This is a genomic window from Photobacterium pectinilyticum (assembly GCF_024357955.1).
GTDB lineage: Bacteria > Pseudomonadota > Gammaproteobacteria > Enterobacterales > Vibrionaceae > Photobacterium > Photobacterium pectinilyticum.
Window position 1 is genome coordinate 52,548 of the sequence record NZ_JANEYT010000023.1, and the last position, 23,300, is coordinate 75,847.

Annotated in this window: 17 protein-coding genes; 12 read left to right on the plus strand and 5 right to left on the minus strand. The window is 45.0% G+C overall.

All coding sequences use genetic code 11. The annotated features are described in order from the left end of the window. The 6 genes from NHN17_RS11885 (at position 1) to NHN17_RS11910 (ending at position 6,831) form a co-directional block, all read left to right on the plus strand. Positions 1-900 carry an HlyD family secretion protein gene (locus NHN17_RS11885; protein ID WP_255042786.1) on the plus strand — a complete coding sequence of 300 codons (900 nt, stop codon included), beginning with the start codon at positions 1-3 and terminating at the stop codon, positions 898-900. Between the two features lie 17 nt (positions 901-917). Next, positions 918-1,589 carry a potassium channel family protein gene (locus NHN17_RS11890; RefSeq protein ID WP_255042759.1) on the plus strand — a complete coding sequence of 224 codons (672 nt, stop codon included), beginning with the start codon at positions 918-920 and terminating at the stop codon, positions 1,587-1,589. Next, a complete protein-coding gene (locus NHN17_RS11895; RefSeq protein ID WP_255042760.1) occupies positions 1,582-2,712 on the plus strand; it encodes an AI-2E family transporter in 1,131 nt (376 codons plus the stop codon). Before NHN17_RS11890 ends, NHN17_RS11895 begins: the two co-directional genes overlap by 8 nt. Before the next feature lie 214 nt (positions 2,713-2,926). Beyond that, positions 2,927-3,877: an SDR family oxidoreductase gene (locus tag NHN17_RS11900; RefSeq protein WP_255042761.1), complete on the plus strand. Its 951-nt coding sequence runs from the start codon at positions 2,927-2,929 to the stop codon at positions 3,875-3,877. Positions 3,878-4,178: 301 nt separating this feature from the next. Beyond that, a complete protein-coding gene (locus NHN17_RS11905) occupies positions 4,179-5,312 on the plus strand; it encodes a YcjF family protein (RefSeq protein WP_274129851.1) in 1,134 nt (377 codons plus the stop codon). Further along, positions 5,293-6,831, plus strand: a complete 1,539-nt coding sequence (locus tag NHN17_RS11910; protein ID WP_255042767.1) for a GTPase family protein — start codon at positions 5,293-5,295, stop codon at positions 6,829-6,831. Before NHN17_RS11905 ends, NHN17_RS11910 begins: the two co-directional genes overlap by 20 nt. A gap of 42 nt (positions 6,832-6,873) precedes the next feature. Here the strand turns inward: NHN17_RS11910 and cra are convergent, their stop codons facing one another. Then, entirely contained in the window at positions 6,874-7,872 is a 999-nt protein-coding gene (gene cra / locus NHN17_RS11915) for a catabolite repressor/activator (RefSeq protein ID WP_255042768.1), read from the minus strand. A gap of 393 nt (positions 7,873-8,265) precedes the next feature. Between cra and fruB the strand changes: the two genes are divergently transcribed. From fruB to fruA, 3 genes are read left to right on the plus strand one after another with little or no spacing between them, the layout of a single operon-like run. After that, positions 8,266-9,384, plus strand: coding sequence for a fused PTS fructose transporter subunit IIA/HPr protein (gene fruB / locus NHN17_RS11920; protein ID WP_255042769.1), 1,119 nt, complete (start codon positions 8,266-8,268; stop codon positions 9,382-9,384). A gap of 1 nt (position 9,385) precedes the next feature. Further along, positions 9,386-10,351 (plus strand): 1-phosphofructokinase, encoded by a 966-nt coding sequence (gene pfkB, locus NHN17_RS11925; protein ID WP_255042770.1) that lies wholly within the window; start codon positions 9,386-9,388, stop codon positions 10,349-10,351. Between the two features lie 21 nt (positions 10,352-10,372). Further along, positions 10,373-12,115 carry a PTS fructose transporter subunit IIBC gene (gene fruA / locus NHN17_RS11930; protein WP_255042771.1) on the plus strand — a complete coding sequence of 581 codons (1,743 nt, stop codon included), beginning with the start codon at positions 10,373-10,375 and terminating at the stop codon, positions 12,113-12,115. Positions 12,116-12,377: 262 nt separating this feature from the next. On the opposite strand, the gene NHN17_RS11935 is transcribed toward fruA, so the two are convergent. Continuing rightward, a complete protein-coding gene (locus NHN17_RS11935) occupies positions 12,378-13,058 on the minus strand; it encodes a hypothetical protein (RefSeq protein WP_255042773.1) in 681 nt (226 codons plus the stop codon). 244 nt (positions 13,059-13,302) lie between these two features. Continuing rightward, complete coding sequence (gene ppsR, locus NHN17_RS11940) at positions 13,303-14,136, minus strand: posphoenolpyruvate synthetase regulatory kinase/phosphorylase PpsR (RefSeq protein WP_255042774.1); 834 nt, start codon at positions 14,134-14,136, stop codon at positions 13,303-13,305. A 755-nt stretch (positions 14,137-14,891) separates the two neighbouring features. Between ppsR and ppsA the strand changes: the two genes are divergently transcribed. Together ppsA and NHN17_RS11950 are read left to right on the plus strand one after the other, a co-directional pair. After that, complete coding sequence (ppsA, locus tag NHN17_RS11945) at positions 14,892-17,255, plus strand: phosphoenolpyruvate synthase (RefSeq protein ID WP_255042776.1); 2,364 nt, start codon at positions 14,892-14,894, stop codon at positions 17,253-17,255. A 65-nt stretch (positions 17,256-17,320) separates the two neighbouring features. Beyond that, positions 17,321-17,476, plus strand: coding sequence for a hypothetical protein (locus NHN17_RS11950; protein WP_255042777.1), 156 nt, complete (start codon positions 17,321-17,323; stop codon positions 17,474-17,476). An 11-nt stretch (positions 17,477-17,487) separates the two neighbouring features. On the opposite strand, the gene NHN17_RS11955 is transcribed toward NHN17_RS11950, so the two are convergent. Then, positions 17,488-18,927 (minus strand): glyceraldehyde-3-phosphate dehydrogenase, encoded by a 1,440-nt coding sequence (locus NHN17_RS11955; RefSeq protein ID WP_255042778.1) that lies wholly within the window; start codon positions 18,925-18,927, stop codon positions 17,488-17,490. Between the two features lie 461 nt (positions 18,928-19,388). On the opposite strand from NHN17_RS11955, the gene NHN17_RS11960 reads away from it, so the two are divergent. Next, positions 19,389-21,296, plus strand: coding sequence for an ATP-binding protein (locus NHN17_RS11960; RefSeq protein ID WP_255042779.1), 1,908 nt, complete (start codon positions 19,389-19,391; stop codon positions 21,294-21,296). Positions 21,297-21,363: 67 nt separating this feature from the next. Here the strand turns inward: NHN17_RS11960 and malZ are convergent, their stop codons facing one another. Next, the gene (malZ, locus tag NHN17_RS11965; RefSeq protein ID WP_373689560.1) at positions 21,364-23,217 is read right to left on the minus strand and encodes a maltodextrin glucosidase; all 1,854 of its coding nucleotides are present in this window, start codon (positions 23,215-23,217) and stop codon (positions 21,364-21,366) included. Positions 23,218-23,300: the final 83 nt, after the last annotated feature.

Here is a 23,300-nt window from a genome sequence, read left to right on the forward strand (position 1 = left end):
ATAAAAAAGCTATTCGTTATTGCGCTGAATCTCATCATTATTGGTGGTGCCATTTACTATGGCTATCAAAAATACCAAGAGTACTTCGACAACCCGTGGACCCGTAACGGCCAAGTTCGCGCCAATATTGTCAAGGTGGCGCCTCGGGTTTCAGGGCCTGTGGTTTATGTACCCGTCGTCGATAACCAATTCGTGCGCAAGGGCGAGCTGTTATTTCAAATTGATCCCACGACATATGAAGTTGCGTTATCGCAAGCTGAAGCCTCCCTTGAACGCTCGAAAATAAGTTCGAAAGGAAAGAAAATCGAATTAGATCGCTTGCTCGATATTCAACGCAAAGATAAGGGGGCGGTTTCGTTGAAAGATATCACCCGCCGACAGATATCGTATGAAGAGTCGCTCATCCAAATCAAAGTTTCAGAGCAAAAGTTACGTGCAGCCAAATTGAATATGGAGTTTACCCAAGTATTTGCATCGGTTGATGGCTATGTGTCTAACTTGGATATTCGCGAAGGCACACAAGCGGTTGCCAACCAGCCTTTACTTGCTGTGGTTGATGTGAATAGCTTTTGGGTGTTTGGCTATTTTCGTGAAAACCAGCTATCCAATATCACCATAGGTGATAAGGCAAAAGTGACCTTGATGGCTTATCCAGAAGAGCCGATTGAAGCTGTTGTTGACTCTGTCGGGTGGGGGATAGCCCCACAAAATGGTGCAGTGGGCTATAACTTATTACCAAGCGTGAATCCGGTTTTTCAATGGATCCGCTTAGCACAACGTATCCCGGTAAAAATTACTCTATCGACATTGCCAGAGGGTGTGAACCTGCGCTTCGGCATGACGGCATCGATTATGGTGATGGACGAGCAACAGGATTCAAAAGCAGAGCACACACATTAATCGGATCAGGAGGGGAAATGGGTAAGAAAATCACTGAGAAAAATAATTTTTACTATCTCACGACTGCTTTGATTCTCTTGTTGGTGAGTTCTTCACTTGATCAGGTACTGCATATTACCTGGTTGGATAAAATCATGCAGGGAATTACCTTGCTGACGTTTGCGGTTTGCTTGATGAGTTTGCGGTTTGACTCAGGGTGGTATCGGTTTTTGTTGAGTCTTGCCGTGGTATGGATTGGGCTGGTGATTGTCAAAGAATTGTTTGATTTCAAGCAAACCGATGTTGCTATGCTGGTCTTGATGCTGAGTTTCTTTTTCGGCACGTTCAAATCTATTATGCGACAGATCCTTTTTACCGGCAGTATTGATAACAATAAGGTCGTTGGCTCATTGGCGTTATTTTTACTTCTCGGTTTAATGTGGGCCATTACCTATTTGCTTATTCTCGAATTTTCCCCTGAATCCTTTACGGGTCTTGAGGCCAAAGACTGGGGAGATAATTTTTCCAATGCAGCCTACTTTAGTTTTGTCACTCTTACTACATTGGGCTATGGCGATATTAGCCCTATCTCACCCTTTGCTCAGGTCATTGTGTATTTAGAAGCGACAGCTGGCGTGTTCTACATGGCAATTGTTGTTGCAAGCCTGGTCGGTGCCAGCCAAAACAGTCAGGAAAACAACGATGGATAGACAACTTGAAAAGCAAAATAGCAGTATATTTATCAATAATATGCTGGAGGCATCCATAAGGATCGGGCTATTAGTTATTTTGATCGTGTGGACCTATGACATTATCAAGCCCTTTATTATTCCAGTGCTATGGGGGGCAATCATCGCGGTGGCTTTGATGCCACTTACTCTCAAGTTAGAAGGGGTAATGAAAGGAAGGCGAGGGTTGTCAGCCACTATTCTCGCTGTGATAGGTATTACCATATTGGTCGTGCCACTGATCATTGTAATGGGATCGATTTTCGATGGTGTTGTAGGATTGACCGACTTTTTGCAAAGCGAAACGGTTAAACTGCCGGGACCTCCAGCAAGAGTTGCTGAAATCCCTATGGTGGGAGAAAAGCTGCATAGTACATGGGCTTTGTTTGCTACCAATATGGAACAAGCTCTGATGAAATATTCAGAGGAAATAAAAGCGGCAGTGGGGGCTTTTGCTGGTGCACTCGGTAGTGGCTTAGCAACAGTTGTCATGTTTATCATCTCACTGCTTATTGCTGCAGGCTTTATGGCGCACTCAGAGTCGATGGCAAAAGCGGTTGGGCTTGTCTCCGTTCGGGTTGTTGGTAAACATGGTGAAGAATGGGCAAGTTTGATAGCGGCAACAATCCGAAGTGTTTTGTTGGGGGTCGTAGGTGTTGCCTTCATCCAATCAGTTTTGATTGGTCTCGCTATGTTTGTGTTTAAAATACCAGCGGCAGGGCTTATCACGCTTGTTGTTTTCATTTTAGCCATCGCTCAATTGCCGGCTCTATTGATTGTGTTGCCAGTTATTATCTATGTTTTTTCATATATGGATACCACACCCGCAACCATTTTTACTGTTTGGGTTCTATTAGCGGGGTTGTCTGATAACTTTCTGAAACCGATGTTAATGGGACGAGGAGTAGATATCCCAATGCCCGTCATATTGATTGGCGCTATTGGCGGAATGATTTCAGCTGGTATTATCGGGCTTTTCCTTGGTGCGGTGGTTTTGGCCATTTGGTATGAGTTATTCATTTCTTGGATGAAGATGTCACCGCAAGAGAAGAAAAGTGACAATGAGACAGATGAAGTAGCTAAGGCCCAACCAAATACGGATTAAGCAATAGTATTGTTTACTCGTTGCTGAATTTAACAGCAGAGTATCTGGGGTATATATAGTTGCTGGAATATCGATTGTGTTTTATCACTTTGGTATTCCAGTTTTTCTTTGCTTGTAATTCGAATAATTACTCTATACTTGGTTAGACAAGCACAGTAATGCAGTGTTACTAGCATTGGTCATGGAATGAAGATAATTACAGGGCATTGTGGTAATGAGTAATTTTTTCGATAAAGCAAGACGAGCGATAAACCAGTTGGAAGTGATGGTGAATACTATCTCTATGCCTAAGGTCAAGGCTGATGAGGAGAACCTCAGTATGCCGCTGACTGATCAATCGAGTTCCTTGGTGAATAAGACAGTATTTATCAGTGGTGGCTCTCGTGGGATTGGTTTTGCGATTGCCAAGCGGTGCGCGCAAGAGGGCGCGACGGTAGTCATAGCCGCTAAAACCGCTGAGCCACACCCGATATTACCCGGCACCATATATACTGCAGCAGACGAAATTAATCAGGCGGGTAAGGGGAAGGCTATTCCTGTTGTGCTGGATATCCGTGATGAAGCCGCAATTGCGAGCGCGGTTGAGCAAGTTGTCACGCAAACCGGTGGCATTGATATAGTAATTAATAACGCCAGCAGTATTCATCTACAAAACATGGAAAACACGCCAAGCAAGCGCTTTGATCTGATGTTTTCGATAAATGTGCGCGGGACGTATTTGCTGACTCAAGCGTGCTTGCCGTATTTACGCAAGTCGTCTAATCCGCATATTTTGACTCTCTCCCCGCCGATTGATTTAAGCCCGCAGTGGTTTAAGAACTATGGCGCCTATACCAGTTCAAAATATGGCATGTCGATGATGACCATGACCTTTGCAAATGAGCTCAAAGAATATGGTATTGCAGCCAATTCATTGTGGCCGAAAACCACCATTGCCACTTCAGCAATATCTCATATGAAAAACGGTAAGAAAATTATGGAGCACTCACGCCAACCGACTATCATGGCTGATGCGTGTTATGAGGTTCTCACCCGAGACGCGAAAGAGTGTACGGGGAGGTTTTTTATTGATGAAGAGGTATTGCAGCACCAAGGTGTTACAGATTTCTCGGAATATGCTTGTAAGCCTGGAGCGTCTTTACAGCGGGATTTGTTTTTAAGCTAAGTTTGTAACTTCAATATGAATATAAATACCAAGAACAAATAAAGCAAGCGGCAGAGCCGCTTGTTAAACGTTGTATCGCAAGGCCATTTTAATCTGCATAGTTACGAAAATGAAAATGGCTAAAATATAGAATTTATGATTTATAAGTTAATGAAACACTTTGTTATTATTTCTACAGTGATCATTATATAGGATCAAATCCCCCCTGATTTACCAAGCTTGAGGCTGATGCTTTGACTGTAATTGTGTTTATTACAGATGTGGGTATTATCGGGTGTGTGATGTGGGATTAGAGGTATCGATGCAGCAGTTTTTCAAAAATATTTACCAGTATATCAATCCGGAGAAAGATCCTGACTTGCAAGCAGCGACCCAGCAGTGGGAGGCATCTTTGCCAACATTATGGCTACTGGGTAAAACTGGCGCAGGAAAGTCGACCCTGATAGCAACTGTCACGGATAATGAATTGGTTGAGGTTGGTAATGGCTTTCAACCCTGCACCCAGACAGCGGTTGAATATGCTTTTCCTTCACTGAGCCCAGTGTTGCGTTTTCTCGATACCCGAGGGTTATCAGAAGCTGATTATGATCCTTCTGATGATATTTCTGCCTGCCAGGCGCAAAGTCATGCGCTACTGGTTGTAATGAAAGTTGAAGAGCCGGAACAGAGTGATGTGCTATCAGCGTTGAAAAAAATCCGCAAAGATGGCCGTATTGATAGTCTATTGGTGGTCCATACTGCGTGTTTGTCGATTATCGACCCAGAACAACGGCTTCAAGCTATTCGATATAACCAAACTCAGGTGGAGAAAGTATGGGGTACGACATTGATGTCGGTTAATGTGGACTTCCAGGCCACCGCTCCCGATAGTGCAGCGACCCAAAGTAATGAATGGTTTGGCCTGTCAGCATTGAATGAACAGTTAGCAGACATGCTACCAATTATTCAGTTGATGCAGCAATCACAGCAGCATGGCAATGCTGAGCAAAGTAATTTCCATAAGCTTCAACAAGAAGTTATGTGGTATGCAGGCAGTGCGGCAGCATCTGATGCGCTTCCAGGTGTAGGCTTGGTGTCTGTGCCGGCCATACAAGGGAAAATGCTGCACAGTTTGGCACGTCAATACGGTGTTGAGTGGAACCGAAAGCGTTTTACTGAATTCGCTGGCTTATTAGGAAGTAGCTTTGCTTTGAAGTACGCAACAAAGTTGGGCGTGAGGCAGTTGGCGAAGTTTATTCCGGTATATGGGCAAACGGTAGGGAGTGCGGTTGCTGTTGCTATTAGCTTTGGCCTTACGTATGCGATTGGCCGGGCGGGGTGTAAGTACCTTTATCATATCAGTCGCGGGGAAACGGTTAGTGAGAGTGATATTCGCTTTGTATTTGAACAAGCGCTAAAGCAGGCAAAGGACAGCCATGAAAAAGACAATCAATAGTGTCAGCCTGCTAAGCCGTATCTCCGCTGGGGTGGCACCTTTAGTTTTTGCTTCGTTGATCATACCTTTGTTCGTGTTGGCGGGGTGGGGGTTATTTCGGATTATTCAGGATGATCAATGGTTGTTCTTATCAATTTTGATTGCATCCTCATCGTGTGTTGTTATCGCAGGCGCAATTTGGCTGCGCCAAACGCGCCGCGCGTCGAATAACAACATTGGTATTGAGGGAGAGTATGATGTCGCTCCATCCGGTGAGTGGGGAGAGTTTGACCGTGAAGTTTGGACTGAGCTCAATCCAGCAATAGCCCGCCGCCTCGAACAGGATGATAGTTGGATAGGGCTAAGGGAGCATGCCTTATCGTTGTCGATGGAGGTCGCTAGTCAATATTATCCTGAACGCGATACTCAAGCCTTGTCTTTTACCGCGCCGGAATTTCTGTTGATGTTGGAGAAGGTGAGTCATCGTTACCGCCTCTTTTTACTTAATCATATTCCCTTCGCAGAAACATTGAAGCTGTCCTACTTTCAACAAGGATATCAGCATAAAGAGAAGCTTGGTGCCGCCAAAAAGTTTTATGATGTATACCGGGTATTCAGAGCGATGACGTCAGCAGGCTTGGTGGCAGAGGCGAGGGGGCAACTGCTTGGCCGTTTGTTTGATGAAGTCAGTGAGGAAGTCCAGCACACCTTGAAAAAAGTCCTGTTGCAGGAAGTACTGTCTGTAGCAATCGATCTATACAGTGGTCGCTATAAAGCCGCGGAAGGTGAGTTGAACAACTGTGATACAGCTAGCGAACACTTTGCTGAGGAATTAAAGCCGCTCCGAGTGGCGATTGTCGGTCAGGTCAGTGCGGGGAAATCTTCGCTGGTCAATACGTTTGTGGGTAATATGGTGGCTGAAGTGAGTGCAATCCCTTCAACGGAAAGTATTGTCGTTCACCGCTGTTATGTCGATGGAATAGATATTATTCACTTGGTTGACCTACCGGGTATTGATGGGCAGGTAACCACCAATAAGCTGTTGGTTAAGCAAATGGTACAGAGTGATATTGTCCTTTGGGTATTGAAAGCCAATCAACCAGCGCGAAAGAGTGATGTGATACTTCGCCAGCAGTTTGATGAATACTATCAGCAGGCGGATAATCGCAGTCGCAAAAAGCCACAAGTGATCATGGTGCTTAATCAGGTTGACCGTTTATCTCCGGCCTTAGAGTGGCAGCCGCCTTATGATTTATCAGCGCCGCAATCAGCGAAAGCTAACACGATAAAGGCGGCGCTTGATTTCAATAAGGCGAAAATCATGCCTGATGATGAGGTTGTGGTTGCGATGCCGCCCAATGACCAACCTTATAATATGGATAGCTTGGCAGAGGCGTTATTGAGTGCATTTCAAGATGGGGTGAATACCCAACTCAACCGGCGCCGTATAGAGCATAAGAGTGACGCTTTGACGAAACAGGTAAAGCGGTTGTACCGACTAGGTAAGGTGGCAGTAAAGCGGTATACAGTTAAATCATGATTATTTGGGCCTTGGTCTATTCAACGGGCCCAATCATGATTTTTATCGACGCTTAATTTTTCGAGGGATCACTTCCACCCCAGTACGGTACCGGCCTGCAATAGCATTCAGTGCCAGCTCCAATGCATTGTCAGCAATGAGCTCAAACTGTTGCGGCAATGACTGGATTTTTATCGGTAAGAAATCCAGTAGGCGGTTATCACCAAATGTTGCAAGGTGAGTTTTTTGCATTAATTCCGGATTTGCCAGTAAACAATCGAGCACACCTTCAAATAGGGTGTAGGAGGTGGCCAGAATTGCATCAGGCATACAGCCATTGTCGATCCAGTTTTGTACTTGCTGCTGACCTTGTTGCTGGCTGAAATGGTCGCCATTGGCTATTAGCGTTCTAATTTCAGGTTGGTGTTTTAGGGTGCTGTGCGAACGGATAGCCGAAAGAAAGCCTTGCTCACGCTCTTTTGACACCCCCAACTCTGGTACGGCTCCAACTAAGCCGATTGTTTTAACCTTCTTGTCTAATAGGCTAACAGTGAGATCAAACGCACCATCAAGATCTTCGCTGATCACACTGGCAAATATTTCATCATTCATCGCACGGTCGATAGCGATAACGGGTACGCCGCCTTTTTGAATTCTTTGGTAGAAGTTGTTATCGCTTGGCAGGGCACTCGCCACAATCAACGCATCTATGCGTCGGCTTAACAGTGTTTCAGCTACTTTCATCTCAGTATCAGCGTCATCATCCGAGCAGGAAATGATCAGCTGATAACCGGCCTTTCGTACATTGTGCTCGAGGAGTTTAGCCAACTTGGCATAACTGCTGTTTTCGAGATCAGGGATGATCAAACCGAAAGAACGGCTACTCCCTGCACGGAGGGACGTCGCAGCATGATCAGGCCGGAAGTTGTGTTCATTCACAACAGCCATCACTTTTTGCTGGGTTTTCTCACTGATCCGGTACTTTTGTGCTTTACCGTTTATCACGTAACTGGCGGTGGTACGGGATACTCCGGCAAGTTTTGCTATCTCGTCTAGCTTCATTCTGATTCTTGTTGGTTACAGTTAGCAGGCCTGTTTCATTCTACTGGTTCGTATCACGAACAGAAAGAGGCTGGCTTGTTGAATAATATGCGTGTTCACGCAAACACTTTGGCGTTGCTTATCGATATGACTATGGTTTTGTGCGACGGATCAAAATTTTTGTGACGATCTCTTTGGCACATTTGCAATATTAGCTGAAACCATTCAGCATGTCAGCTGAATGGTTTCAGCAGTGATATAACCTTGAACTAAATTCTGCTGAAATTTTATTTTGACCAAAAGCTGAATCGATTCAGTTAGCAAAATATGAAGTTGGTCATTTAGGTTTATATTTGTGTAGACGGGGAAGAAGACACCGGTCTTCACCAGGTTTAACGAAACTGGAGTAAACACATGCTGTCACTCTCAACAAAAGACATTCAGCTCAATCAATCAGCAACAGATAAGCAGGAAGCGATTAAAGCGATTGCTGCTGGTTTGGAACAGCAAGGCCTAGTTGAAACCGGCTATGTTAACGGCATGCTGGATCGCGAGGCACAGAACTCAACATTTCTTGGTAACGGTATTGCGATTCCTCACGGTACAACAGATACCCGGGGTTTGGTGAAAGAGACTGGAGTTCGCGTCCATCACTTCCCACAGGGGGTTAGCTGGGGTGATGGCAAAACGGTGTATCTTGCGATCGGCATCGCTGCCAAATCTGATGAGCACCTAGGCATCCTTAAGCAGCTCACCAAAGTACTGTCTGCTGATGGCGTTGAGGACAAGCTAAAAACGAGTAATAGCGCAGCAGGCTTGATTGCTATTTTGAATGGTGAAGCTCAGTTAGAAGCAGACTTTGATGAAAGCTATGTCCAACTTGAATTTCCTGCAACCGATCTTGTTCAGCTAACCGCTGTCGCAGCTGGCTTGGTGAAAAACCATCAATCGGCGAGTAACGAGACCGTTGCGGATGCTATTGCCTCTGGCGCTACTCATCTAGGTCAAGGTCTATGGATCGCCAAAAGTAGTAAAGGTGTCAGCCGGACATCACTAGCCTTTGTTACACCAACAACTCAATTTGAAGACGCAGGCTTCCCTGTAAAAGGTCTCTTGTTTGTCGCTGCTTGTAATGGCGCGCATGTCAATAACATGAATTACTTGGCCCAATTGTTATTCACCAATCAAACAGGAAAGTTATTTGCTGCTACTGCCGAACAGGTCGTGACGCTTTTGACGGAAGAAGCTCTTGAGGGTAATACCGAAGTCTTCAAGATCCACAATCCACACGGTTTGCATGCCCGGCCGGGTGCCATGCTGGTAAGCGTTGCCAAGAAATTCAACAGTAATATTTTAGTCTCCAACCTAAATGGTGAAGGTAAAGCTGTTAATGCGAAGAGCCTTATGAAGGTGATTGCGTTAGGCGTTAAACAAGGCCACGAATTACAGTTCACGGCAAAGGGTGATGATGCAGATGAAGCATTAGTCGCAATAGGACAAGCAATTGCCGATGGGCTTGGTGAGGGCAAATAGTATGACTGAATCTCAAAGCATGAATAACAAGCCAAAGGTCGTGACGGTTACGCTTAATCCAGCCTTGGATCTCACCGGTAGTCTCGATGTTCTTAACCCAGGCACAGTGAATTTAGTTAATACCGGTACATTGCACCCAGCAGGGAAGGGCGTGAATGTGGCGAAAGTACTGGCAGAACTGGGTGCGAAAGTTACCGTAACGGGTCTGTTAGGTGCAGATAACCAAGAGCCGTTTTGCCAGTTGTTTGAAGAGCTAGGTGCTAAGGATGCCTTTGTACGGGTGCAGGGTGCCAGCCGAATAAACGTCAAATTGGTAGAGCTAGGTGGTCAGGTTAGTGATATCAACTTCCCGGGTGTAGAAGTGGGTGAAGACGATCTAAAGGCTTTCGAAACGACATTGCACACTTTGGCCGAGAGCCATGATGTGTTCGTGATTGCAGGTAGCCTCCCACGAGGTATTACCCCTGAAAAATGCGCAGAGTGGATCCAATGGTTGCACGATAACGGTAAGCAGGTGTTCTTCGATAGCAGCAAGGCTGCTCTTGCCGCAGGTTTGGATGCTTCGCCATGGCTGGTCAAACCTAATGACGAAGAGCTTGCTGATTGGGCCGGACGTGAACTCGAATCTGAACATGCTTTGCTGGAAGCAGCAGAACAACTTTCCGCAAAAGGCATTACCAACGTGGTTGTTTCATTGGGCGCGGAAGGCGTTATGTGGCTCAACGGCGAAGGTTGGCTTCGCTCCCAGCCACCGAAAATGAATGTAGTGAGCACTGTTGGTGCTGGGGATACATTAGTTGCAGGTTTGTGCTGGGGACAGCTTAACGAGTGGAATAAAAAAGAGACATTGGGCTTTGCCACAGCATTGTCTGCATTGGCTGTCAGCCAAGTAGGCGTTGGTGTTGAAGATATCAACCAAGTGCTGAAAGTAAAAGAAAATGTCCAATTAAATAACGTGAATAGCTGATTCAGATCAGAGGGTGTTGAAATGAAAATTGCAGTAATAACAGCGTGCCCAAGTGGTATTGCAAATAGCATTATTGCCGCTGGCCTAATTGAAAAGGCAGCAGCAGATCTTAAATGGACCGCAGCGGTTGAATGCCAGTCTTCTGTCGTGCCGGTGAAGGCCCTGAGCCAGACCGTTATTGATGACGCTGATTGTATCGTCGTTGCCGCGGATACCGCAGTGGATACGACACGCTTCAAAGGTAAGAAGCTGTCGCAAATCTCAATTGAAGATGTTTTGGCAGATCCGAAAGCGGCGCTTTCTCAGGCTGTCAGTCAAGCATCAGCACTCACAGCGGTAACTGCCGTAAACGAAGAAGTATCGGGCGAGTCGGCTAGCAAGAAAATTGTGGCGATTACCGCTTGTCCAACAGGTGTTGCACATACTTTCATGGCTGCTGAAGCGTTGGAAGAAGAAGGTAAGCGTCAGGGCCACCAAATCAAGGTTGAGACCCGTGGCTCAGTCGGTGCGAAGAACCAACTTACTGCTGAAGAAATTGCTGCAGCGGATTTGGTGATTATTGCTGCTGATATTGAAGTGGATCTTGCTCGCTTTGCTGGTAAGAAGCTGTATAAAACCAGCACTGGTGCAGCTCTGAAGAAAACGACAGAAGAGTTTGAAAAAGCATTCTCAACAGCGATGCCTTATCAGCACCAAGCGGGATCGGCATCTGAAGGTGATGCAAAACAAGAGAAGACCGGTGCCTATAAGCACTTGATGACCGGTGTTTCCCATATGTTGCCATTAGTTGTTGCTGGTGGTCTTTCTATCGCGCTTTCATTTGTATTCGGTATTACCGCCTTTGAACAAGAGGGGACACTGGCTGCTGCCCTGATGACGATTGGTGGTGGCTCGGCATTTGCGCTGATGGTACCGGTACTGGCAGGTTTCATTGCTTTCTCGATTGCTGACCGTCCGGGTCTCGCTCCGGGTTTGATTGGTGGTATGCTAGCAAGCTCCACGGGGGCTGGTTTCCTTGGTGGTATCGTTGCTGGTTTCCTTGCGGGTTACAGTGCTAAATTTATCGCGGATCACGTTAAGTTGCCGCAATCCATGGAAGCGCTGAAACCCATCTTGATCATTCCGTTGCTATCAAGTTTGGTAACCGGTCTTATCATGATTTACGTGGTGGGTGGCCCAGTTTCGACGGCAATGACCAGCCTGACAGACTTCCTCAACAACATGGGCTCAGCGAATGCTGTACTGCTAGGTGTTATTCTAGGCAGTATGATGTGTTTTGACTTGGGTGGCCCGGTTAACAAGGCGGCATACACCTTTGGTGTTGGTTTGCTGGCATCACAAACCTACGCGCCGATGGCGGCAGTTATGGCTGCCGGCATGGTACCAGCAATGGGGATGGGTTTGGCAACGTTCTTGGCTAAACGTAAGTTTAACGCCAGTGAATCTGAAGCAGGTAAAGCTTCTTTCGTGCTGGGGTTATGCTTTATCTCGGAAGGTGCTATTCCATTCGCTGCGCGTGACCCAATGCGTGTTATTCCAAGCTGTATGGTGGGTGGGGCGCTTACGGGCGCGCTGTCTATGCTGTTTGGCGCCAAATTGATGGCTCCGCATGGTGGCTTGTTTGTATTGTTTATCCCAAATGCAATTTCACCTGTATTGATGTATTTGGTTGCGATTGCCGCCGGTACGATTGTGACGGGTGTGACATATGCGTTCTTGAAGAAGTCTGATGAAGAGCTAGTGGCTGTTGCTGAAGCAAAGTAAGCACTCTGTCCGTTAGATAAAGATAGCCCCGGCAAAAATTGCCGGGGCTTATGCCACCGCTGCCTACGGTATTCTTTTGTTTGTCCTAAACTTCTTCGAAGTTACCAGAGTCATCTTTCCATGATATAAGATTTTTTTAGTATCTCTGTTAAGACAGACGTATATATTATGTAGGCAATTCCCTGCGTGTAATACAAAGCGCAATATTATTTTTATATTTACCCTAAATTATAATTGTCATTTTATATTTTTTATATATTTATTATTTTTCTTCTGCTGCTAATAGCACGTTTTCCCCATCAACAATTAATAAATAAGATTTCCCTATATCTAAGTCACAAATGTCGCGTTGGTTTGCTCCTAAATAAAGCTCCCCGCTACAATTGCTTAAAATCATTTGAGAAGAGAAGTTACCTTTCTTAACTTCGGTACTGGACACTGCCGTTGAGATAACTTGTACCCATACATCTTCTACTGTAAAGATGCGAATGCGGTACTTATCTTCAATAGGTGCAGGGTTCTGTACATCCGTTGATAAGGTGAGTTCACCGTTATCATCCCAAGCTATGGCCCAAAGCTTTTCTTTATTATTTAGTAAGATATCATCTTGTTTTGACTCTTTAGCTTGAGTGTTAGTGTCTTGTGTTCCGACATCAATCCTCATTGGTGTGGCGGAAGTCCAACTAATTTTATGGTAATAAGAATCAGAATCTGTAACGGAGTACGTTTTATTGTTTTCATCAAACAAAACGCCACCAACATTTGACTCTTTAATATAAAAGTCAACGTCTTCTCCAGATATATTCACTTGATCAATACCAATTGTTCTAACACTAACATCATCCATTGTGACTGCTGTTGTTTCTGTCGAATCACTTGACGAACCACCACCGCAGGCAAATAGAAATACTGTTGATAATGCTGTAAGCGCAACCCTAATCATTTTGGAACCTCGTTATTATTTTTCTGAAGCTCAAATAAAGCATATTTCAAGAATTGATAATTTTTTGATGAATAATAGGGAGAAAAATAAGAAATTAATAAGTGATTGAATCCTTGTATTTTTTTAGCTCTCAATATTGAGATTTTGCGATGAGATAGTGATAATCATCCTCAGTAACGACGGCGAGTAGTAAAAAACAGAATACTCGCCGATAAACAAACATTGAGACAACCTAAAGGCCGAGTCAGCACATCTTACGCTTAAGGCCGCTAATATCGAGCAAACGAGTGGCTATCTCCTCGACTGAAAGGCGACTGGTATTGAGGTATGGGATAGCCTCGCGGCGGAACATCGCTTCAACTTTGCCCAGCTCGCTTTCACACTGCTCAACACTTGCATAGTGGCTATTGGCGTAACGCTCGTGGCGGATTTCGACTAAGCGCTCTGTGTCGATGGTGAGTCCATAGGTTTTATAACGATAAGGCTCAATGGCTTTGGGGAGGCGGAGTTTACTCATGTCTTCTGCAATGAAGGGATAGTTGACCGCCCTGATCCCAAACTGCATCGCAAGGTAGAGGCAAGTCGGGGTTTTTCCACAGCGTGATACACCAAGAAGAATAACATCGGCTTGCTCTAGATTGTTGAGCGATACGCCGTCATCGTGGGCGAGGGTGTATTCGATAGCCGCAATCCGGTCTTGGTAGCTGTCGGCATCTTTGGCAATGCTATGAGAGCGTTGTAACTGCGGTTGTGGTGCTAGTTGTAAATCTTCACTCAATGGCGCTACCAGCGCATTGAGGACATCGTAAAAGTGGGCGTTACTCTGCTCAATGATCGCTTTTACTTCTGGAAGTACAATCGAGTAGAACACTAACGGTTCAACCCCTGTTTTTTCATAAGCTTGGTTGATCTGTTGCTTCACACTGTTGGCACGTTCAACGCTTTCAACAAAAGGTAGAGTCATCTGTCGCGTTGTGATGTCGAATTGCCCCAGTACGGCGTGGCCAAGGGTTTCCGAGGTAATCGCTGTACCGTCAGAAACATAGAATACGTCACGTAAATTGGTTTTGGATTGCATTAAAATTTTAATCCTTGAAAATATTTTTAGCGGCATGACTAATAGCACTCAATATAATCACCTGTTAGCGAACTTTCTATCTTTTGCATCACACTTTGCTGCGATCTTGTAAACGATAATGTCACATTGGCTTTTATAGGTTTTTACAAAGATTGCTTTTATAACGGAGATAAGGCTCTTGTATGAGCGCAAGTATTGTTGATGTTGCTTGTCTTTTTATTAATCTAAATTCATTGATATTCACTTGGTGAGTTAATTATATTGTTGATTTTAAAGGTTAAAAAATTATTTCACTGCGAGCATCTCAAAGGTCTACCAATATTGAGCCAGATCAAAAACCTGATGAGGTTCAAAATTTTTTGATGTGTTGCTAGATAATTTTTATTAGAGGTGAAAAACTGAAAGCGGAAGTTAAGTGCTACAAAGCATAATTGTTGTGTTATGCACTCCTTCATCAAAGGTGAAAGTGTTTATGTATGCGTGAATATCCAGAGTTATTGCATATACATATACATTTTCAAGCCATTGAAAATGGAAAAATTTGACAGAATTTTTAGCGCTTATATTTATAACAATAACCTTACAAGGTAACTGTACTTTACTGACGTGAACATCCGTTGAAGTACGCTTAAGGAGACATGATTGACGGTTTGCTCGAAAAATTGACATTTTTTGCTTTTTTTTTGCAGCAAAAAGCAATTGTTTACTAAAGGGTTACCTGCTTTAAACTGTTGAATCCAATAAGGAGAATTGCCGTGCAACAGAATGTTGTCTGGTACGATGCTTTGTCAATGAACGATGTTGATAAGGTCGGTGGTAAGAATGCATCTCTTGGCGAGATGGTGGCGAACTTGGCTAATGCGGGGGTAAAAGTACCGAATGGCTATGCAACAACGTCATATGCCTTTAATCAGTTCTTGGAAGCAAACGCACTCAACGAGCGCATTTACCAGCTACTCGACGAGCTCGATGTTGAAGATGTAAATGCCTTGCAGCAAGCGGGCGAGACTATCCGAAATTGGGTCCTTGAAGCACCGTTTCCACAGGAGCTTGAGCAAGATATTCGTGAATGTTACCTAGAGCTGGCTCAGGGGGATGACATGCTGTCGGTGGCTGTTCGCTCTTCAGCAACCGCGGAAGACTTACCCGATGCTTCTTTTGCGGGCCAACAGGAAACCTTTCTCAATGTGCGTGGTATCGATGCGGTAATCGAAGCGGTGAAACATGTGTTTGCATCGTTATTTAATGACCGTGCCATTTCTTATCGCGTTCACCAAGGGTTTGATCACAAAGGGGTTGCTCTGTCAGCGGGGATCCAGCGCATGGTTCGCTCGGATAAAGCGTCATCTGGTGTGATGTTTACCTTGGATACCGAGTCCGGCTTTGACCAAGTGGTATTTATTACCTCTTCTTGGGGTCTTGGTGAGATGGTTGTCCAGGGGGCTGTGAACCCTGACGAATTCTATGTTCACAAACCAACTTTACAGGCCGGTAATCCAGCGGTTGTTCGGCGTACTATTGGCTCAAAATTGCTGAAAATGGTTTATACCGACGATAGGTCTTTAGGCAAGCAGGTTGAAATTCTTGATACCTCGAAACAAGAGCAATCGCAATTCTCCTTAACCGATCAAGAAATTGAATCCTTGGCCAAGCAAGCGCTGATCATCGAGAAACACTATGGTCGACCAATGGATATCGAGTGGGCCAAAGATGGGATCACCGGAGAACTATTGATTGTGCAGGCGCGACCTGAGACGGTACGCTCACGCGATGATGCCACTGTGATGGAGCGTTTCCATCTCAATGGAACGGGTCATGCATTGATTGAGGGCCGAGCGATTGGCCAGCGAATTGGTAGTGGTGAAGTTCGCGTGGTTTCCGACCTGTCACAGATGGATCAGGTACAAGCGGGAGACGTACTGGTTGCTGACATGACGGATCCTGATTGGGAACCCGTGATGAAAAAAGCGGCGGCGATAGTCACTAACCGTGGCGGACGTACTTGCCACGCAGCGATTATTGCTCGTGAGTTAGGTATTCCAGCTGTGGTCGGTTGTGGTAACGCGACTGAGCTGCTGCAAACTGGTCAGCGAGTGACAGTGTCATGTGCTCAAGGTGAAACAGGCTACATCTACGAAGGTGAGTTGGACTTTGAAGTGCGCCGCTCGGCCGTTGATGACCTACCGGACTTGCCACTGAAAGTGATGATGAATGTCGGCAACCCAGATAGAGCCTTTGACTTTGCTTGCATTCCTAACGAAGGGGTTGGTCTAGCAAGGTTGGAGTTTATCATTAACAAAATGATCGGTATCCACCCGAAAGCTTTGCTCAACTACGAACACCAGTCTGATGAGCTGAAAGCGGAAATAGATCAGCGAATCAGCGGTTATCCAGATCCGGTTGAGTTTTATATTCAGAAACTCACAGAGGGGATTTCAACATTGGCGGCGGCCTTCTGGCCAAAACGCGTGATTGTTCGTATGTCTGACTTTAAATCGAATGAATACCGCAATTTGGTGGGTGGTGTGAAATTCGAGCCTACGGAAGAAAACCCGATGATCGGTTTTCGTGGGGCATCGCGTTACATCTCAGAGCAATTTCAAGATTGTTTTGCCCTAGAGTGTGAGGCGATTAAGCGAGTTCGTGAAACCATGGGGCTGAAAAACGTTGAAATCATGATCCCATTTGTCCGCACCGTGAGCGAGGCGGCCTCGGTGATTGATATATTGGCAAAGTACGATCTGCGCCGCGGCGAAAATGGGTTGAAGGTGATCATGATGTGTGAATTGCCTTCCAATGCCATTTTGGCAGAGGATTTCCTCAAGTACTTTGATGGTTTTTCTATTGGCTCCAATGATATGACGCAATTGACCTTGGGACTCGACCGAGACTCTGGTGAAATTGCCCATATGTTTGATGAGCGAAATGAAGCAGTTAAAGCAATGCTGGCGATGGCAATTAAAGCAGCAAATAAAGCTGGTAAGTATGTTGGGATCTGCGGACAAGGACCATCGGATCATGATGATTTAGCCGATTGGTTGATGGAGCAGGGAATCGATTCGGTTTCCCTAAATCCAGATACGGTCGTTGAGACATGGTTACATTTAGGCAATAAGTAATACCAACCTACATAAATACTTGATCAACTACTTATCCAGATTGGTATAAGAGCTAGGCCGTTAAGTTGAAAAAAGCTCGCTGCAAAGGCGAGCTTTTTGTTGGTAGGCAAAAAAAGCCGCCAGAAAATATGGCGGCAAAGTTTGCTAGGAATATTATTATTGTGATGGAAGGGAAATATACCCAAGCGACTAACTTTTCTTCAGCCAACCGCTTGAGGTGATCAGGTTAAACCTATTTCACTTCGGGGTAAGTCTTGTAACGCACGCCCATCATCTGCTCCATGCAGTGGACAACTTGGCAGCTGTAGCCAAATTCATTGTCGTACCAGATGTACAGGACACAGCGTTTATCTTGGGCGATGGTTGCCGCGCCATCAACAACACCAGCATGGCGTGAGCCTACAATGTCGCACGAGACGATTTCTGTTGATTCTGTATAGTCAATTTGGCCTGACAGTGGCGAGTTGAGCGCCATATCTCGCAGGTAGGCATTAAGCTCGTCTTTTTCTGCAACACTATTGAGGTTCAGGTTAGCAACCGCCATCGAAACATTGGGTGTTGGTACCCGAATCGCATTTCCTGTTAATTTTCCTGATAGCTCTGGCAAGGCTTTGGCGACCGCTTTTGCCGCACCGGTAGAAGTCAGCACCATGTTCAGTGATGCTGAACGACCACGACGTTCGCCGCTGTGGAAGTTATCAATGAGATTCTGATCATTGGTAAATGAGTGGACTGTTTCGATATGACCGGAATCAATGCCGTATTTGTCATTGATCGCTTTAAGGATCGGGGTAATGGCGTTGGTTGTACAACTTGCTGCCGAAACGATGGTATCGTCTTCTTGGATCTCTGATTCATTGACGCCGAAAACGACATTTTTCAAATCACCTTTACCCGGGGCCGTAAGCAGTACTTTTTCCGAACCGTTGCAACCTAGGTGCTGGCTTAATCCTTCACGGTCACGCCACATACCTGTGTTGTCTACCACAAGCGCATTGTGAATGCCGAATGTTGTGTAATCGACATCTGCTGGGCTATTGGCATAAATCACTTGGATGTAGTTGCCGTTGACGATAATAGCCTTACGCTTTTCATCGACGGTAATGCTGCCATTAAATGGTCCATGCACTGAGTCACGACGTAGTAGGCTGGCTCGTTTCTCCAAATCACCACCTTTGCCGCCACGGACTACAATCGCTTTAAGGCGAAGTGGGTAGCCTTGACCACTTTTTTCGACCAGTAGACGAGCAAGTAGGCGACCGATACGGCCAAAGCCATAGAGAACAACATCACGGGTTTCGACGGACTGGCTACTATTTAGTGATTCAAGTAATGCCGTTTGCAGGTAATCACTGATATTGGCTTCATCTTCGTTGTTTGACCAGTAGCTGTGCGCAAGCTGGCCTATATCCACACGGCAAGGCGAAAGATCAAGCGTCGAGAGTGCTTGGATCAGAGGCAGTGTTTGTGCTGGGGAAAGCTCAGAGCCTGTGTAGCGGCGGGAAAGACGGTGAGATTTAACGATATCGATGACTGAGGTATTGACGATTTGTTTGCCGAACATGAGGACTTCAACGCCTTTTTGCCGGTATAGCTGACCCAGTAGCGGTGAAATAGATTCGGCATTGGTTTGGCTTGTTTGCCAGTCTAGAAGGTATTTTTCTGGACTCATCGTTAGTTTGGACCTTTCACGTTAGGGAAGAGACCGCAGAGCGGTTTGTAATGTTTTTGTTATAATTTTATGGCGGGAAGTGTAACGTTAGCGCGGTTTTTATCCTAGTAAAATTAACGGCTTGTAAATGTGATCTGCCGCAAGTTGAAACAGTGATGTGACGCAAGATTTTCACTGCTTTGAATCTGTGGCCCGTAAAAAATGATGATACTTATTTTTGGACGTTAACAAATACGCTTAGCAATTTGACTCTCAAATTGAATCTATCGGTTAATGGATGCTTACCACCGTAACTACTCCTTTATAAACAACGGATTACTTCATTGCTAAATTGGTGCGTTTCTTGCCTTTTAAATAAGACGTGGGGTTACTTAATACTCAGAAGGTACGCCGTTGGCTTAGATAGCAAAGAGGGTAGGCCATGAGAACGATGCCGGTTGAACTGGAGGGGAAGCAATAAGATGGCAGAGAGTCGAAGAAAGACAGCGGTCACAATGTGTACAAAAGGTGTATTGGCTCGCAGGCTTTTTGTTGTTATCGGCTTGATTATGCTGGCCTCAATGTTTGTGTCACTGCTTTTTACCTATCAAGAAAATGTAAAACGTGTGACAAAGGAAGTTGAGGTGCTAATGAATACATCTTCACCGCTGGTTATAGATACGTTTTTAAGACCTGATCATGAAAGTTCAATTAAGCTAAACCGTTTTTACTCTAATTATGATGAAATTTCAGCGGTGAGTATTTTTGACCTTGAAGGCCAGTTGACCCATAGCTATCAGAATAGTCTTGCTAGTGATTTTTCGGCTATCGACGTTAAGCAAGCAGGGATATTAAATTCAGGCTTTTATTTCAATATTGTCAGCGATATGTTGTTTGATGGTGAAATTATTGCCCAATATGCCGTGTATTATCGAGGCTCTTATACAGTAAAAGATTTACTGTTCTCTTTATTTCAGCTCTCTCTCCCCTTTATTCTTATGCTGTGCTTTATTCTTTATTACGTTTATACCCGTGTAACTAAACCTATTTCTGTAATCACAGAGCAACTCTCTTTGGTTGGTAAAGGGGAAGTCAGTTTACTCGAATTCACAGAGTCGGATAGTGAGGTAGGGTGTTTAGCGAGAAAAGTACAAGCTTCTGATGCGAAGTTATTTTTTAGAAACAAAAAGTTATTAGAACTCAATCAGGCGTTAGAATCCCAGGCCGAGCAGTTGGATCAAGCTATCAGAGTAAAAAGCGAGTTCATGGCAAATATGAGCCATGAAATCAGAACGCCGATGAATGGCATTATTGGTTTCGTGCAGTGCTTGCAACAGCAAAACTTAGATCAAGAAGCAAGTCAGCAGGTTGAGTACATTAGAGAATCAGCGTGTTCCTTATTAGTCCTTATTAATGAAATTTTGAGTTATTCCAAACTTGAAAACGGCAAGGTTGAAGTATCAGAAACAGTTTTTAATATGAGCCAACTTATCTACTCATGTGTCAAAACCGTTCATTTGGATGCTAAAGCAAAAAAGCTTGATTTGAATATTAGCTTACCGCCTGAAAAAGACTGTTACTTTAACGGCGATGAGCAGCATTTACGTCAAGTTATTACGAATCTATTAGGGAATGCGGTCAAGTTTACTGATCGCGGCTTTGTTAATGTATTGGTAGAGATCTTACAGGATAAACCTCATGAGGCGGAGCTATGCATTCGGGTATGTGATAGTGGTATTGGGATCTCGGCTGATAAAATTGAAAGTATTTTCGAATCATATACTCAAGCAGACGGTTCCATTTCTAGGCGATATGGTGGTACTGGTCTTGGGCTGAGTATTTCAAGTCGGTTATGTGAGTTGATGGGGACCAAACTCAGTGTGATCAGCCAAGAAGGTGAGGGAACGGAATTTTATTTTCGAATATCTATGGAAAAAGCGTTATCAATCAGTGATGTCAATCCGTTGGAGAGGCTAGATAGTACAGAATGCGACTTATCCCAGTTTGCTCATACTCGAATTTTAGTTGCGGAAGATAGCCCCGTGAACCAGCAACTGGTTATCGCTTTTCTTAAGTCTATGGGGTTAACGAACATTGATGTGGTCGAAAATGGTGTTCAAGCTGTCAATTATATGAAAACCTGCACTCCAGATTTGATTTTGATGGATTGCCAAATGCCGGAGATGGGGGGCTTGGAAGCGACGGCGATAATACGCAAGACGAACAATGGCAGTCAGGTTCCTATTATTGCATTAACAGCGAATGTTATGGAAAGTGAAAAGCAGCATTGTTTTGATGCGGGGATGGATGCTTATCTCGCTAAACCCATTATTAAAATTAATTTTTTTAGCACTCTGCTAGGTGTACTCAGCACGAATGCAGTTAGTTAAAAAGCCCTTACTATGAAGTGACAGTAAGGGCTTATTGAATGATGTTATGTAATAGTAAAAGCCGACGTTACAACGTCAGGAGTAGGCCTTCTTTCCCTGCAAGAGTGATGTTTAGCACCCCATCTTTACACTCCCACTCATCGCCGGTGATCAATTCTTTTAGAACGGTATCATCAGCTATGCCTAACTGCCAAACAGAAAGGGTCAGTGCTTTTGATGACTCGCTGTTATTGATCAAAGTCAGCAGTTTTTCATCGCCCAGAGTACGGGCGTAGGCAAGTTGTTGTTGCTCGGCATGCAGCCAATGAAGGCTTCCTTCCTGTAAAGCCAGATGGGACTTACGGTTCGCGATAAGCTTGCTAACAAAGTCGTATGTCGAACTAGGCTCTTCAGTTCGATCCCAGGGGAAGCAACGGCGGTTATCCGGATCATGGCCTCCTTCTAGCGCGACTTCTGTGCCGTAGTAAATGCACGGTGTGCCAACATAGGTAAACAACATCAGTAGAGCCAGTTTCATGGTGTCTTGGTCACCGTTCAATGTCGTCAAAAAGCGCATAGTATCGTGACTGTCCAACTGGTTAAGCTGTGCCAGTTGGTTTTGCCATGGCACTTTACCGCGAACTTCTTCTAGCCAATCAGCAAACTCGGCAGCATCAATTTTACAGTTATGGTAGGCAATATCTTTGTTGGCGAAGAAAGCTCTTACCGGATGTGCAAAGCCGTAGTAGTTCATGGCACCATCTTCTTGATCGCCTTCCAGCCAGCTGGTGGCTTCAAAGAAGTGTTCACCCAAAACATAACAGTCTGGATTGACAGATTTTGCAGCATCTCGGAAGGCTTTGACATAATGGGCATTGTTGGCAGCGCCAACACCTTCACCTAGCATATGGATAACATCAAAACGCCAGCCATCAATATTGTACGGCGGACGAAGCCACTGCTTGATAACGGCATCGTCACCGGCATAGATATAATCTTGGACTTCTGGATTTGAGAAATTGAGCTTTGGTAAGCTATCTATGCCTTTCCACCCAATGTAATGTTCACTGTCACCGTCGAATTGGTAATGACTGCGGAAAGGGGAGTCAGGGTTGCCAAATGCGCCGGGTGTTTCTTGTGTCTTTTGGTAGCGATTAAACCATGGATGGTTGACCGACGTGTGGTTATAAACTGCATCCAGCACGATTTTCATATTGCGCTGGTGGAGGTTTTCAACCATATCAGCAAACTGCGCATTGTTACCCAAGTGCGGGTCGATACGGGTGTAATCAGTGGTATCGTACTTGTGATTGCTCGGTGCTTGGAAAATAGGGTTCAAGTACAGTGACGTAATACCAAGTTTTTCCAGGTAATCCAGCTTATCTTCAACTCCCTTTAGATCACCGCCGAAGAATTCATTCGGCCCGTTGCTGTCATGAGAATCCGATACCGGCGCGCCCCACTTTTTGGCGATAGTTGGTCGTTCATTACCTTTTAGGCAGTACTCGTTATCCACAACGCTGATAGATGGATCGCCATTGTTAAACCTGTCTGGGAATATTTGGTAGAACACCTGACTTTTGACCCACGCTGGAGGTTGGTGCTGGGCGTTATATTTGAAATGTGATTCTCTGCCAGGCATTCGAGGGCTAATCCCTTTACTGTCGAGCCACCATTGGCGACTATTCTGCATAATTTTGAAACAGTAATGGGTTAAGGCTTTATCTTGGTTAAGAGGTATTTGGCCATGCCAGTATTGGAGTCTACCTTCGGCTCTCCCTTTTTCCATGTCTATGAGCAACTCTTCGTTGTCTGGCTCGCAACGAATAAAGATAGTGGAAATCAGCGTGTCAGCTTCACTGGCAAACGTTAGGGTTAAGGCGTGTTCTGAAACCGTTACCCAGTGGGTGTCCTGTCCGTGGTACAAAAAAGGCTTAGTCATCATTGTTATTCGCTATGTTCCCTTAAGTTGTTGCTACACTTAAAGTAGGCAGCAACTGGAGGGAATTTTTATGCTCCAAGCTC

What these genes read in the sequence shown, in the direction of transcription:
- NHN17_RS11960 (WP_255042779.1), top strand. Translation starts at nt 19,389, where the DNA reads ATGGCAGAGAGTCGAAGAAAGACAGCGGTCACAATGTGTACAAAAGGT.
- NHN17_RS11905 (WP_274129851.1), top strand. Translation starts at nt 4,179, where the DNA reads ATGCAGCAGTTTTTCAAAAATATTTACCAGTATATCAATCCGGAGAAA.
- fruA (WP_255042771.1), top strand. Translation starts at nt 10,373, where the DNA reads ATGAAAATTGCAGTAATAACAGCGTGCCCAAGTGGTATTGCAAATAGC.
- NHN17_RS11895 (WP_255042760.1), top strand. Translation starts at nt 1,582, where the DNA reads ATGGATAGACAACTTGAAAAGCAAAATAGCAGTATATTTATCAATAAT.
- NHN17_RS11955 (WP_255042778.1), bottom strand. Translation starts at nt 18,927, where the DNA reads ATGAGTCCAGAAAAATACCTTCTAGACTGGCAAACAAGCCAAACCAAT.
- cra (WP_255042768.1), bottom strand. Translation starts at nt 7,872, where the DNA reads ATGAAGCTAGACGAGATAGCAAAACTTGCCGGAGTATCCCGTACCACC.
- malZ (WP_373689560.1), bottom strand. Translation starts at nt 23,217, where the DNA reads ATGACTAAGCCTTTTTTGTACCACGGACAGGACACCCACTGGGTAACG.
- pfkB (WP_255042770.1), top strand. Translation starts at nt 9,386, where the DNA reads ATGACTGAATCTCAAAGCATGAATAACAAGCCAAAGGTCGTGACGGTT.
- NHN17_RS11900 (WP_255042761.1), top strand. Translation starts at nt 2,927, where the DNA reads ATGAGTAATTTTTTCGATAAAGCAAGACGAGCGATAAACCAGTTGGAA.
- NHN17_RS11935 (WP_255042773.1), bottom strand. Translation starts at nt 13,058, where the DNA reads ATGATTAGGGTTGCGCTTACAGCATTATCAACAGTATTTCTATTTGCC.
- NHN17_RS11910 (WP_255042767.1), top strand. Translation starts at nt 5,293, where the DNA reads ATGAAAAAGACAATCAATAGTGTCAGCCTGCTAAGCCGTATCTCCGCT.
- NHN17_RS11890 (WP_255042759.1), top strand. Translation starts at nt 918, where the DNA reads ATGGGTAAGAAAATCACTGAGAAAAATAATTTTTACTATCTCACGACT.
- ppsR (WP_255042774.1), bottom strand. Translation starts at nt 14,136, where the DNA reads ATGCAATCCAAAACCAATTTACGTGACGTATTCTATGTTTCTGACGGT.
- fruB (WP_255042769.1), top strand. Translation starts at nt 8,266, where the DNA reads ATGCTGTCACTCTCAACAAAAGACATTCAGCTCAATCAATCAGCAACA.